Here is a 12,163-nt window from a genome sequence, read left to right as displayed (position 1 = left end):
GGGGGCGTCCGGGCTGGTGTGGGACCTGCCGGGCACGTACGTGCTGCGCGCCACCGACCGGGTGGTGCTGGCCGCGACCCGGCGGGGGCTGGCGGAGCTGCTGGGCCGCCGCGGCCGGGACACCCCGGGCACGACCACCCCCAGATCCCCGCTCCGCCCCTGACCCCGGACCAGCACCGGGACCAACACCAGCACCAGCACCAGCACCAACACCAGACCAGCTACAGCACCGGGACAACCCCGGCATCGGGACGACCCCGGCACGGGGACCGGCCCGACACCCGGCACCGGGACCAGCCCTGACGACGGGCCAGCCCGCACACCCGGCACGGGCACCGGCACCCGCACAAGCACCGGCACGGGCACGGGCACCGGCCGCAGGCCGCAGGCCCAACGAACCCGAACCCGAACCGGCCCCCGGCCCCGCCCCCGCCGAACTCCGAGCCGGACCCAAGCCCCTCCCCACCCCCGAAGCGAACCCGGACCTGCGCCCCTAAACCCCCGCCCCGGGCCTACGCCCCCTTCTCGATCCGGCCCCCGAGCCCTCCCTCCGCCGTGCCCGTCGCCGTGCCCGTCACTGTGCCCGTGCCCGTGCCCAAGTGGCGTTCCGCGAACTCCAGTTCCAGCCTGACCTGCTTGATGCGTTCGTCGACGACCAGGGAGCCGTGGCCCGCGTCGTACCGGTAGACCTCGTGGACCGCGTCCCTCGCCTGGAGGCGGTCGACGTAGTTCTCGATCTGGCGGATCGGGCAGCGCGGGTCGTTGACGCCCGCGGAGATGTACACCGGCGCCCTGACCCGGTCCACGTACGTCAGCGGCGACGACGCCTCGAAGCGGTCGGGGACCTCCTCGGGGGTGCCGCCCAGCAGCGTGCGGTCCATCGCCTTCAGCGCCTCCATCTCGTCGTGGTACGCCGTGACGTAGTCCGCGACCGGCACCACCGCGATGCCCAGCGCCCACGCGTCCGGCTGGACGCCGAGGCCCAGCAGGGTGAGGTAGCCGCCCCAGGAGCCGCCGGTGAGGATCAGCCGGTCGGGGTCGGCGAGGCCCGAGGAGACCGCCCAGGCGCGCACCGCCTCGATGTCCTCCAGCTCGATCAGGCCGACCCGGTGCTTGAGCGCGTCGGTCCAGGCGCGGCCGTACCCGGTGGAGCCGCGGTAGTTGACGCGGACCACCGCGTACCCGTGGTCGACCCAGGCGGCCGGGTTCGCGGCGAAGGCGTCGCTGTCGTGCCAGGTCGGGCCGCCGTGGATGTCGAAGACGGTCGGGAGCGGGCCCTCGGCCCCGGCGGGCTTCTGGACGAGGGCGTGGATGCGGCCGCCGGGACCCTCCACCCACACGTCCTGGACGGGCACCGAGCCGGGGGACTTCATGCCCGGCGGGTCGAGGACCACCTCGCCGCTGGTCGAGCGCACCGCGGAGGGCTTCTCCGCCGACGACCACAGGTACTCCACGCTGCCGTCGGGGCGGGCCGTCGCCCCGGAGACGGTGCCCGGCGGGGTCGGGATCCGCTCGGCGACGCCGGTCGCCAGGTCGTAGCGGAACATCTCGCTGCGGGCCTCGAAGCCGTGCACGACGAGCAGGCCCGAGCCGTCCGGGTACCACTCGGCGCTCACGTCGCCGGGCAGTTCGAGGGCGAGGTCGGTCTGCTCGCCGGTGGCGACGTCCCAGACGAGCGGCTCCCAGCGGCCCCGGCGCTGGTGCCCGACGAGCAGCCGGGTGTCCCCGGCGACCGGCGCGAAGCCGAGCACGTCGAGGCCCAGCTCCTCGGTGCCGCCCCGGGTGTCGTCCAGCTCGGCGACGGCGGTGCCGTCCGGGCGCAGGACGCGCAGCGCGGAGTGCATGGCGTCGCCGTGCTCGGTGTGCTCGACGGCGATCAGGGTGCCGTCGTGGGAGAGGTCGCCGACGCCCGCGGACTCGCGGTGCCGGTAGATCTCCACCGGGTCCTCGCCCTCGCGCACCAGGTGGATCGTCGTGCCGTCCTCGTCGGTGGAGCGGCCGACGACGGCCGTGCGGCCGTCCCTGCCGAGGGCCAGGCCCGCCGGGTAGGAGGCGGCGAGGCCGGGGGTGGCGAGGTCGTCGGGCCCGCCGCCGAACGGCTGGCGCCGCCAGACGCCGAACTCGTCGCCGTCCTTGTCGTCGAACCACCAGATCCAGGCGCCGTCCGGGGAGAGCGTGCCGTCCGTGGTGCCGTTCGGCCGGTCGGTCACCTGGCGGCGGGCGCCCGTGGCCCGGTCCCAGGCGTACAGCTCGTAGGTGCCCGTCGCGTTCGACACGAACAGGGCGTGGTCCGGCGCGTCCTCCGCCCAGTCGGGCAGGGACACCCGGGGGGCCCGGAAGCGCTTCTCCCAGTCCGGGACCTCCTCCTGCCCCATCCGCTGGTTCCGCTGGTCGTGCTCGTCCCGCTCGTCCGGTGCCGCCGGCCCGTTGCTCTCAGTCATGGCCCCATCCTGCCCGCCCGCACAGACAATTCACTGGTCAGGGCCCCAGCCCGGGGACAACTTCTACCCGGTGCTTACCAGATCGGCGGGCCGGCCCCCGACCCCGCGCCCCGGCGCCCGGCGGCGGCCCCGTACCTTTGGGGGTGTGTACCGGTTTCTGCTGACACCGCGCTGGTGGGGAATCAACGTCTTCGTGCTGCTCGCCATCCCCTTCTGCGTCTTCATGGGGTCCTGGCAGCTGAGCCGCTTCGAGGACCGGGTGCAGGCCCACGACCGGGCCGACGCGCAGGTGTCGCGGGCCGCGCGCGGGCCCGCCAGGCCGCTGGCCGACCTGCTCCCGGTGGACCAGGCGACGTCCGGGGCGACCGCGACCGCGACCGGCCGGTACGGCGAGCAGCTCCTGGTGCCCGGCCGCGAGCTGGACGGGCGCGAGGGCTTCTACGTGCTGACCCTGCTGCGCACCGACGGCGGGCGCGCGCTGCCGGTGGTCAGGGGCTGGCTGCCGGGTGCCGCCGATCCGGCGAGGGCACCGGCCGCGCCGACCGGCGAGGTGACCGTCAGCGGCGCCCTCCAGGCCTCCGAGACGCCCGGCGACAACGGGGTGAGCGCGGCGGGCGGCCTGCCGGCCGGGCAGACCGCGGCGATCAGCTCGGCGTCCCTGATCAACCTGGTGCCGTACCGCGTCTACGACGCGTGGATCACGCTGGCCGACGCCGACTCCGGGATGACGGCCGTGCCCGCGTCCGCGCCGCAGAACACCGGGCTCGACCTGAAGGCGTTCCAGAACCTGGGCTACACCGGGGAGTGGTTCGTCTTCGCGGGCTTCGTCGTCTTCATGTGGTTCCGGCTGGTGCGCCGCGAGGCGGAGTTCCAGCGGGACGCGGAGATGGGCATCGCCGACGGGGCGGCCGGACCGGACGGCGACGGGACGACGCCGCCGTCCGCCGCCGACCGGGCCCCGGCCGGTACCTCCGTCTGACGCGTCACGCCCCGGCGAGCAGGCCGGTGTGGTAGACGGTCCCCGCGCACGCGTTGCCCACGGTCACCGAGGTCGTCGGTGATCCGGTCGGGGCCGTGTGCGTGATGACGACGCTGCCGTCGGCGGTGCCGTCCTCGGTGAGGAACTGCCCGCTCAGGCCGCTGCTCTCGGCGGAGCCCGAGGCCGAACCGGTGCCGCCGCCGGAGCCGTCCCCGCTCGGGGTGGGCTCGGGCGAGGTGCCGCCGGTGTCGGTGCCGCCGCTGCCGCCCGTGGTCGGGCAGGTCTCGGAGGGCACCCAGGCGAACCTGACGGCGTACGCGTCGCCGGGCCGCAGCGAGACGAAGCCGACCTCGCCCGCCGGGTCGGGCAGGCCGCCCGCGGCGTCCCCGGCGGTGTGCCGCGCGGTGGTCACCCGGGTGCCGTCCGCCGCGCCCTGGGCGAGCGTGCCGACCGTCCCGGCGCCGGTGACGGTGCAGGTGGTGGCGGAGATGTTGTAGACGCGGAAGACGCCGTACACGGTGCCGACCGAGTCGGGGGCGTCGGTGCCCGCGGTCGCCGAGCCGAGCTGGTCGGCGGTGCACGGGCGGGTGCTCGCGGTACCGGCCTCGCCGCCGCCGGTGGCCGCTCCGCCGCCCTTGCCCGCGCCGGTCTCCTCGCCCTTGTCGCCGTCCCGGTCGCCGCCCGCGTCCTTGTCGCGGGACTTCTCGGAGCCGGTGCCGCCCGAGCGGCCGCCGCCGTCCTTGCCGTGGTCCCGGTCCTGCTCGCCGGGGGTGCGGGAGGCCTGGCCCGCGACGGACGGGTCGACGTCGGAGTCGCTGACCCCGGAGACGTGCAGCAGGGCCGGGACGGCGGTGGTGACGAGGAGGGCGGCGGCGGCCATGCCGATGGCCGCGTGCCGCTTGCGGGTGCGCCGGGCGGGCACCGCGCGCCGCAGGTGGTCGAGGGTGCCGTCGGCCGGTTCGACCGTCCGCACGGCCTCGTGCAGCATCCTGCGCAGGGCCAGCTCGTCCGAGCCGAGCCCGTCGGGGCCCTCGTCGTCGGCGCTGTCGTTCACGGTTGCGTTCCCTGCCTGCGATGGACTGTCGTCGTCGTGCTCGTGGGTGGTGCCGCCGCTCATACCGGTGCCTCCATGGCTATCCGGAGGGCGGCTATGCCACGTGAGCCGTACGCCTTCACGGAGCCGATGGAGAGGCCGAGGGTCTCGGCGACCTGGGCCTCCGTCATGTCTGCGAAGTACCGCAGCACGAGGACCTCGCGCTGCCGCCGCTGGAGGCCCTTCATGGCCTTGATCAGGGAGTCGCGCTCCAACTGGTCGTAGGCGCCCTCCTCCGCGCTCGCCATGTCCGGCATCGGCTTGGAGAGCAGCTTCAGGCCGAGGATGCGGCGGCGCAGCGCGGAGCGGGAGAGGTTGACGACCGTCTGGCGCAGGTACGCGAGGGTCTTCTCGGGGTCGCGGACGCGTTTGCGCGCGGAGTGCACGCGGATGAACGCCTCCTGGACGACGTCCTCGCAGGAGGCGGTGTCGTCGAGGAGGAGCGCCGCCAGACCGAGGAGCGAGCGGTAGTGCGCCCGGTACGTCTCGGTGAGGTGGTCGACGGTGGTGCCGGCCGCCGCGGTGTCGTCGGCGCCGTCACGCTGGCCTGGGATGCGGGCGGGGCGCGCTGCGGGCATCGGCGCGATCACCGGCATGCCGCCGGGCGCACCGGGCACACGGGGTCGGAGGGGCCGCCGGGGCGGCCGGAGGGCCGTGCCGCGTGCGCCCGCAGGAAAGTCGAGAACCTCAGCCACGCCAGTTGGACACGCTTCCCCCCGCGAGGGTTGTACGTGCCGCGCGTCACTCTCGTTCCGTGTCCGTCCACCCGCTCTCTTCTGTCAGGCAGCAGAATCGACCGTGCGTCGAACGCCCTCATGGCCACCCGTTCTTCCCCTGTGTCCTGGAACCGGGGCGTCCCCACGCCCCGTACCGCGCACCCGCGCGCCCCCCGTGAAGGACGACCGCAAAGACGCTCCCGCCCTTCGCTCGGTTGCGAGGAACGAGGAAGGAAATCCTCTGTCGCGCGGGAGGTTTGTCACAAGTGGTCCGGACCATCTTCCGGCTCACACTTCACAAGGATCTTACAAGTGATCGTATGACTGGCCAGGGCTTTTCCGGTGCGGGGCGCCCCCGGCAGGGGTGCTGACGTCCCGTCGGTCAGCGGGTCTCGGCCGCCACCGACTCGGCGATCTGGGTCGTGTTGAGGGCGGAGCCCTTGCGCAGGTTGTCGCCGCAGACGAAGAGTTCGAGGGCGGTCGGGTCGTCGAGGGCCCGGCGGACCCGGCCGACCCAGGTGGGGTCGGTGCCCACCACGTCGGCGGGGGTGGGGAACTCGCCCGCGGCCGGGTCGTCGAAGAGGACGACGCCGGGGGCGGTGGCGAGGATCTCGCGGGCCCGGTCGACGGTGACCTCGTCCTCGAAGCGGGCGTGCACGGTGAGGGAGTGCGTGGTGAGCACCGGGACCCGCACGCAGGTGACGGCGACGGGCAGCTTCGGCAGGCCGAGGATCTTGCGGGACTCGTCCCGCACCTTCATCTCCTCCGACGACCAGCCGTCCTCGCGCAGCGATCCGGCCCACGGGACGACGTTGAGGGCGACCGGCTCGGGGAACGGCCCGGTGTCGTCGCCGACGGCCCGGCGCACGTCGCCCGGCCGGGTGCCGAGGTCGGTGCCCGCGACCAGGGAGAGCTGCCGGCGCAGGGCATCCACCCCGGCCCGGCCCGCGCCGCTCACCGCCTGGTAGGAGGAGACGACGAGTTCGCGCAGCCCGAACTCGGCGTGCAGCGCGCCCAGGGCCACGATCATCGACAGGGTGGTGCAGTTGGGGGTGGCGACGATGCCGCGCGGGCGGCGCCTGGCGGCGTGCGCGTTGACCTCGGGGACGACCAGCGGCACGTCCGGGTCCATCCGGAAGGCGCCGGAGTTGTCGACCACCACGGCGCCCCTGGCGACGGCGACGGGCGCCCACGCGGCGGCGACCTCGTCGGGCACGTCGAACATCGCGACGTCGACGCCGTCGAAGACGTCCTCGGTGAGGGCGCTCACCTCGACCTCCTCGCCGCGCACGGTCAGCTTGCGGCCGGCCGAGCGCGGGGAGGCGACGAGGCGGATCTCGCCCCAGATGTCCGCATGCTGGGACAGGATCCCGAGCATGACCGTGCCGACGGCCCCGGTCGCTCCCACGACCGCGAGCGTCGGCCGAGCGCTCCGCGCCATCAGCGTCCGGTGCCTCCGTAGACGACGGCCTCGGCCGAGTCGGAGTCGAGGCCGAAGGCGGTGTGCACGACGCGGACCGCCTCGGGCACGTCGTCGGCGCGGGTGACGACCGAGATGCGGATCTCGGAGGTCGAGATCAGCTCGATGTTCACCCCGGCGTCGGAGAGCGCCTCGAAGAAGGTCGCGGTGACGCCCGGGTTGGTCTTCATCCCGGCGCCGACGAGGGAGATCTTGCCGATCTGGTCGTCGTAGCGCAGGGAGTCGAAGCCGATGCCGGGGCGGTTGCGCTCCAGGGCGTCGATGGCCTTGCGGCCCTCGGTCTTCGGGAGGGTGAAGGAGATGTCGGTCAGGCCGGTGGAGGCCGCCGACACGTTCTGCACGACCATGTCGAGGTTGATCTCGGCGTTGGCGATGGTCCGGAAGATCGCGGCGGCCTCGCCCGGCTTGTCGGGCACGCCGACGACCGTGATCTTGGCCTCGGAGGTGTCGTGCGCGACACCGGAGATGATGGCCTGCTCCACCTTCTGGTCCCCTTGTTCGATCGACTCGCTGCTGACCCACGTGCCCTGCAGCCCGCTGAACGAGGAGCGGACGTGGATCGGGATGTTGTAGCGGCGCGCGTACTCCACACAGCGGTGGAGGAGCACCTTGGAACCGGAGCTGGCCAGCTCCAGCATGTCCTCGAAGGAGATCCAGTCGATCTTCCTGGCCTTCTTGACCACCCGCGGGTCGGCGGTGAACACGCCGTCGACGTCGGTGTAGATCTCGCACACCTCGGCGTCGAGGGCGGCCGCGAGGGCGACGGCGGTGGTGTCGCTGCCGCCGCGGCCGAGGGTGGTGATGTCCTTCTTGTCCTGGCTCACACCCTGGAACCCGGCGACGATGGCGATGTTGCCCTCGTCGAGCGCGGTGCGGATGCGGCCCGGGGTGACGTCGATGATCCGGGCCTTGTTGTGCACCGAGTCGGTGATGACCCCGGCCTGGCTGCCGGTGAACGACTGGGCGCTGTGGCCCAGGTTTTTGATCGCCATCGCCAGCAGCGCCATGGAGATGCGCTCCCCGGCGGTGAGCAGCATGTCGAATTCCCGGCCGCTGGGCATCGGGGAGACCTGCTCGGCGAGATCGATCAGCTCGTCCGTCGTGTCGCCCATCGCGGAAACGACGACAACCACCTGGTTGCCGTTCTTCTTCGCTTCCACGATCCGCTTGGCGACCCGCTTGATGCCCTCGGCATCGGCTACGGAGGAGCCTCCGTACTTCTGCACGACAAGGCCCACGTGCGCTCCTCGCTCAGTCCCGTGTGTGTCGGCTCAGTTTACCGAGCGCCCGGAATCGCCCCCTGTGATGCCACATGGTGAGACCCGCCCGCTCGCCGGGTTACCTGCCCGTCGCGGACGCCCCCACTCCGGAAAGTGGGCCACCTCACTCCCCCCGGTGGACGGGCCCCGGACGGGCCCGCGACGGGCCACGCCACGGGCCTCCGACGGACCCCGGACGGCCCCGCGCGGGCTCACACCGCGCCGAACATCGCCGTCAGGCTGTCGTCGAGGACGGCGCCGATCTGCTCGCCGCCGGGTTCGACGACGGTGTGGGAGCGCGTCAGGAAGCGGCGCAGGACGGGGGTGTCGAAGCAGACCATCGCGACCCCCTCGGGGGCGTGCAGCTCGACCACGGTGCGCCGCGGTCCGGCCGGTCTGATGTGCACGTTGCCGACCCCGGCCGGCGCGTCGAGGCCCTCTTCGAGGAGCGCGCGGGCGAACGTCCAGGTCACCTTCTCGTCGCCGACCGAGACATGGGCCGGGAAGTCCGCGTGGACGGCGAGCGGGTCGTCCGAGGTGTAGCGGAGGGTGAGCGGGATGGGCAGCTCCTGGCCGTCACGGATGACCAGGTGGGCGCCGGTGGGCTGTTCCAGGGTTATGTGCATGCCAGTTGGAGCACGGTGGGGCCGCTGTAATTACGCCGGTCGGCGAGGAATTTCACGTGACCTGCGTCACGCCCGCACGGGCGGTGGCCCGCCGACCGGTCCGCGGCGGGCCCCGGGCCGCCTACTTGACGGGCCGCAGCCCCAGCGGGCCCGCGATCTCCTCGGCCATGACCTGGCCCGCCTCGTCCTCCAGGGCGTCGTCGGCGAGGCTCTGGTCGGTGTCCAGGCCGTCCAGCTCGGCCAGCGGCTGGTCGAGCCTGATGTGGGCGAGGATCGAGTGCAGGGCGCGGAGCGTGGCCGAGGCCGTGGAGCCCCAGTTGGAGAAGTAGGAGAACTGCCACCACCACAGGGCCTCGGTCACCCGGCCCGCCCGGTAGTGGGCCATGCCGTGGCGCAGGTCGGCCATGACGTCGGCGAGGTCGTCCGAGATCCGGGCGGCCACCGGCGCCTTGCGGGGCTCGTACGGGTCGAAGACCTCGCTGTAGACGTCGATGGGCTCCAGCAGCCGGGCGAGGTCCTCGCGCAGCTCGTCCACGTCCTGCTCGGGGCCGAGGTCGGGCTCGTAGCGCTCGTCCGGGAGGATGTCCTCGTGGGCGCCCAGGCGGCCGCCCGCCAGCAGCAGCTGGGAGACCTCCAGGAGCAGGAAGGGGACCGCGGAACCGGGCTCGTCCCCCTTCGCGACCTCTGTCACGGACACCAGGAAGCTCTCCACCTGGTCCGCGATCTGGACCGCGAAGTCGTCCGGGTCCCGCGTCGTGGCGTGCAGCGTGGCGTCAGACATCTAGGAGTCGTCTCCCCTCGAAGGCGCGTCCGAGGGTCACCTCGTCCGCGTATTCCAGGTCGCCACCCACCGGGAGGCCGCTGGCCAGGCGGGTGACCCTGAGGCCCATGGGCTTGATCATGCGGGCGAGGTACGTCGCCGTCGCCTCGCCCTCCAGGTTGGGGTCCGTGGCCAGGATCAGCTCCGTGACCTCGCCGTCGGCCAGCCGGGCCAGGAGTTCCCTGATCCGCAGGTCGTCGGGGCCGACGCCCTCGATCGGGCTGATCGCGCCGCCGAGCACGTGGTAGCGGCCGCGGAACTCACGGGTCCGCTCGATCGCCACGACGTCCTTCGGCTCCTCGACCACGCAGATCACCGCGCGGTCGCGGCGGCTGTCGCGGCAGATGTTGCACAGCTCCTCCTGCGCGACGTTCCCGCAGGTGGCGCAGAACCGGACCTTGGCCTTGACCTCCATGAGGGCGTGCGCGAGCCGACGGACGTCCGTCGGCTCCGCCTGGAGGATGTGGAAGGCGATCCGCTGCGCGCTCTTGGGACCGACGCCGGGCAGCCGCCCCAGCTCGTCGATGAGGTCCTGGACCACGCCTTCGTACAACGGACTGCCGCCCTTTCTGGGGTTCCTCTCGGAACTACGGTACGTACCGTAGTTCGCCGCGGCCTGCTTAGAAAGGCAGGCCGGGAATGCCGCTGCCGCCGCCCAGGCCCTGGGCGAGCGGGCCGAGCTTCTGCTGCTGGAGCGTCTGGGCGTTCTCGTTCGCCGCCTGGACGGCCGCCACGACCAGATCGGCGAGCGTCTCGGTGTCCTCCGGGTCGACCGCCTTCGGGTCGATCCGCAGGCCGCGCAGCTCGCCCGAGCCGTTGACGGTGGCCTTCACCAGACCGCCGCCCGCCTGGCCCTCGACCTCGGTGCGCGCCAGTTCCTCCTGCGCCCGCGCCAGGTCTTCCTGCATCTTCTGGGCCTGCTGCAACAGCTGCTGCATGTTGGGCTGGCCACCACCGGGGATCACGATTCGGGCTCCTTGGTCGGTACGTTCTGCCGCTCTGCACGAGCCTACGTGGTCCACGGGTGCCTCGCCCCGGCACTCTTTCGAGTGAGCCGGTCAGGGCGCCTATACCTGATCAAGGCCGTCTTCTGGGCGTAAAAGCAGCCAAAGTGATCCCCGCGCCACCCGTTGAGCGGTAGGAAGGTTCCGACACAGGAGCATCGCGTGTCACAGAGGGTGACCGATCAGTGGGTGGCCGATCAGGAGTGATCGGCCAGTTGGGAGTGCCGGGTGGGTCAGCCGGAGATGCAGCCCGAGGGGCCGCCGCACCAGGACGGGCGGGACGAGGGCGCCGCCGTGCTGCGTCCCGGCGATCTGACCGGGCGGGCGTTCCCGCTCGGCGACTGGGGCGAGCCCGCCGACCGGCTGCACGAGCTGTACCGGTGGGTGGAGCACGGAGCGCTGGAGACGGCGTCCTGGTACCTGGCGGACCGGGTCTGGAAGCGGCGCTGCGCCCGGGTGCTGCGGGCCACGGCGTCGGCGGGCGCGGTGACGGGCGCCGCGCTGCCGCTCCTCGATCTGTCCGGGGTGGTGGACGGGGTGGCCGCCTGGGGCTATCTGGCGCTGCTCGCGGCGGTGGCGTCGGTGGCGGTGGACCGGTTCTTCGGGCTGACGTCCGGCTGGATGCGGGACGTGGCGACGGCGCAGGCGGTGCAGCGCAGGCTCCAGGTGCTCCAGTTCGACTGGGCGTCGGAGAGCGTGCGGGAGATGCTCGGCCCGACCGAGGGCACGGCGAGCGAGGCGGCCGAGCGGTGCCTCGCGGTGCTGCGCCGGTTCTCGGAGGACGTCACGGAGCTGGTGCGGGTGGAGACGGCCGACTGGATGGTGGAGTTCCGCACCGGCGCGGCCCCGATGGGCATCCAGACGGCGCTGGCCCCCGGCTCCCGCCAGGAGCTGGGTGGCGCCCCGTACCGCTTCCCGATGCCGCCGCCCCCGCCCGCGCGCCCGAACATGCCGCGCCAGCGCCCGCCCGAGCCCCGCTGAGGCGGGCCCGGTCAGCCGTGGTCGTAGGCGAGCTTCTCGCCGGTCTCGGTGTTCACCCGCTCCAGCCTGCCGTCGGGCAGGAGCCTGATCTCGGTGGGGGCGCCCGGGGTGCAGGAGCCCGAGTCGCCGGACCGGACGAGGGACGGGCCGATCTCCAGCGGCTCCCCCGGGCCGGGCTCCCGGGTCAGCTCGGCCTGGAAGACGCAGTGGTAGCCGCCGTTCGCGGTGGGTCCCTCGGCGACGAGGGAGAGGACCGTGTCGCCCGCATCGCCCTGGGTGAGGGTGAGCGTGCGGGTGTTCTCGCCGTCGGCGTTGGTGATCGTCGCCCGCCAGGTGCCGAGGTAGCCGGTCGGGACGGCGCCCTGGGCCGAGGCGGACGACGGGGTGGGGGACGCCTGCGGGGAGCGGGTGCCGGGTGTCGCGGGCGCGGTGGCGGACGGGGACGGGCCGCCGTCGCCGCCGGTGCCGTCGCCGCCGTTCAGGAGCGCGTACACCGAGCCGCCCGCGCCGATCGCGACGACGACGGCGACGGCGAGGAGGGCGGCCGTGGAGCGCCCGTCGCGGCGGGGCGGCTCGGCGGGCGGGGAGAGGGTGAGCGGGCCGGTGTACCCGGGCCCGGACGGCGGGAGTCCGCCGGGGGCGCCGTGGCCGGGCGGGTACCCGTAGCCGTTCACGGGGGCGGCGGGGCCGGGCGGGCCCGCGAAGGCGGGGGCGCCGAAACCGTTCGCCCGGCCGGGTTCGCCGGGTTCGGGGCCGAAGCCGCC

At 73.5% G+C, this 12,163-nt stretch carries 11 protein-coding genes and 1 pseudogene; 2 read left to right on the top strand and 10 right to left on the bottom strand.

The genetic code is table 11. The features are described from left to right. Nucleotides 1-512: 512 nt before the first annotated feature. The gene (locus GA0115242_RS35985) at nucleotides 513-2,441 is read right to left on the bottom strand and encodes a S9 family peptidase (RefSeq protein WP_237549513.1); all 1,929 of its coding nucleotides are present in this window, start codon (nucleotides 2,439-2,441) and stop codon (nucleotides 513-515) included. A 145-nt stretch (nucleotides 2,442-2,586) separates the two neighbouring features. On the opposite strand from GA0115242_RS35985, the gene GA0115242_RS35980 reads away from it, so the two are divergent. Beyond that, nucleotides 2,587-3,420 (top strand): SURF1 family protein, encoded by an 834-nt coding sequence (locus GA0115242_RS35980; RefSeq protein ID WP_176729979.1) that lies wholly within the window; start codon nucleotides 2,587-2,589, stop codon nucleotides 3,418-3,420. Between the two features lie 4 nt (nucleotides 3,421-3,424). Here the strand turns inward: GA0115242_RS35980 and GA0115242_RS41080 are convergent, their stop codons facing one another. The 8 genes from GA0115242_RS41080 to GA0115242_RS35940 form a co-directional block, all read right to left on the bottom strand. Next, a complete protein-coding gene (locus GA0115242_RS41080) occupies nucleotides 3,425-4,474 on the bottom strand; it encodes a hypothetical protein (RefSeq protein ID WP_161353450.1) in 1,050 nt (349 codons plus the stop codon). A 59-nt stretch (nucleotides 4,475-4,533) separates the two neighbouring features. Continuing rightward, entirely contained in the window at nucleotides 4,534-5,109 is a 576-nt protein-coding gene (locus GA0115242_RS35970; protein ID WP_093835859.1) for a SigE family RNA polymerase sigma factor, read from the bottom strand. A 502-nt stretch (nucleotides 5,110-5,611) separates the two neighbouring features. Next, nucleotides 5,612-6,670: an aspartate-semialdehyde dehydrogenase gene (locus GA0115242_RS35965; RefSeq protein ID WP_093835858.1), complete on the bottom strand. Its 1,059-nt coding sequence runs from the start codon at nucleotides 6,668-6,670 to the stop codon at nucleotides 5,612-5,614. After that, nucleotides 6,670-7,947: an aspartate kinase gene (locus GA0115242_RS35960; RefSeq protein WP_093835857.1), complete on the bottom strand. Its 1,278-nt coding sequence runs from the start codon at nucleotides 7,945-7,947 to the stop codon at nucleotides 6,670-6,672. Before GA0115242_RS35960 ends, GA0115242_RS35965 begins: the two co-directional genes overlap by 1 nt. A 233-nt stretch (nucleotides 7,948-8,180) precedes the next feature. After that, nucleotides 8,181-8,594, bottom strand: coding sequence for an SsgA family sporulation/cell division regulator (locus tag GA0115242_RS35955; RefSeq protein WP_093835856.1), 414 nt, complete (start codon nucleotides 8,592-8,594; stop codon nucleotides 8,181-8,183). A 121-nt stretch (nucleotides 8,595-8,715) separates the two neighbouring features. Next, nucleotides 8,716-9,375 carry a DUF5063 domain-containing protein gene (locus GA0115242_RS35950; RefSeq protein WP_093835855.1) on the bottom strand — a complete coding sequence of 220 codons (660 nt, stop codon included), beginning with the start codon at nucleotides 9,373-9,375 and terminating at the stop codon, nucleotides 8,716-8,718. Further along, on the bottom strand, nucleotides 9,368-9,967 hold the full coding sequence (gene recR, locus GA0115242_RS35945) for a recombination mediator RecR (protein WP_093835854.1): 600 nt from the start codon (nucleotides 9,965-9,967) through the stop codon (nucleotides 9,368-9,370). The genes GA0115242_RS35950 and recR overlap by 8 nt, the downstream gene beginning before the upstream one ends. Nucleotides 9,968-10,034: 67 nt before the next feature. Then, entirely contained in the window at nucleotides 10,035-10,379 is a 345-nt protein-coding gene (locus tag GA0115242_RS35940; RefSeq protein WP_093835853.1) for a YbaB/EbfC family nucleoid-associated protein, read from the bottom strand. A gap of 267 nt (nucleotides 10,380-10,646) precedes the next feature. Here GA0115242_RS35940 and GA0115242_RS35935 point away from each other — a divergent pair, with 267 nt between their 5' ends. Next, nucleotides 10,647-11,399: an SLATT domain-containing protein gene (locus GA0115242_RS35935; RefSeq protein ID WP_093835852.1), complete on the top strand. Its 753-nt coding sequence runs from the start codon at nucleotides 10,647-10,649 to the stop codon at nucleotides 11,397-11,399. A gap of 11 nt (nucleotides 11,400-11,410) precedes the next feature. Here GA0115242_RS35935 and GA0115242_RS42370 read toward each other — a convergent pair. After that, nucleotides 11,411-12,163, bottom strand: a pseudogene (locus tag GA0115242_RS42370) (serine/threonine protein kinase); the annotation flags it as partial.

This window comes from Streptomyces sp. SolWspMP-5a-2, assembly GCF_900091845.1.
GTDB lineage: Bacteria > Actinomycetota > Actinomycetes > Streptomycetales > Streptomycetaceae > Streptomyces > Streptomyces doudnae.
The sequence above is the reverse complement of the archived record's forward strand: the minus strand, read 5'-3'. Positions and strand labels throughout refer to the sequence as shown.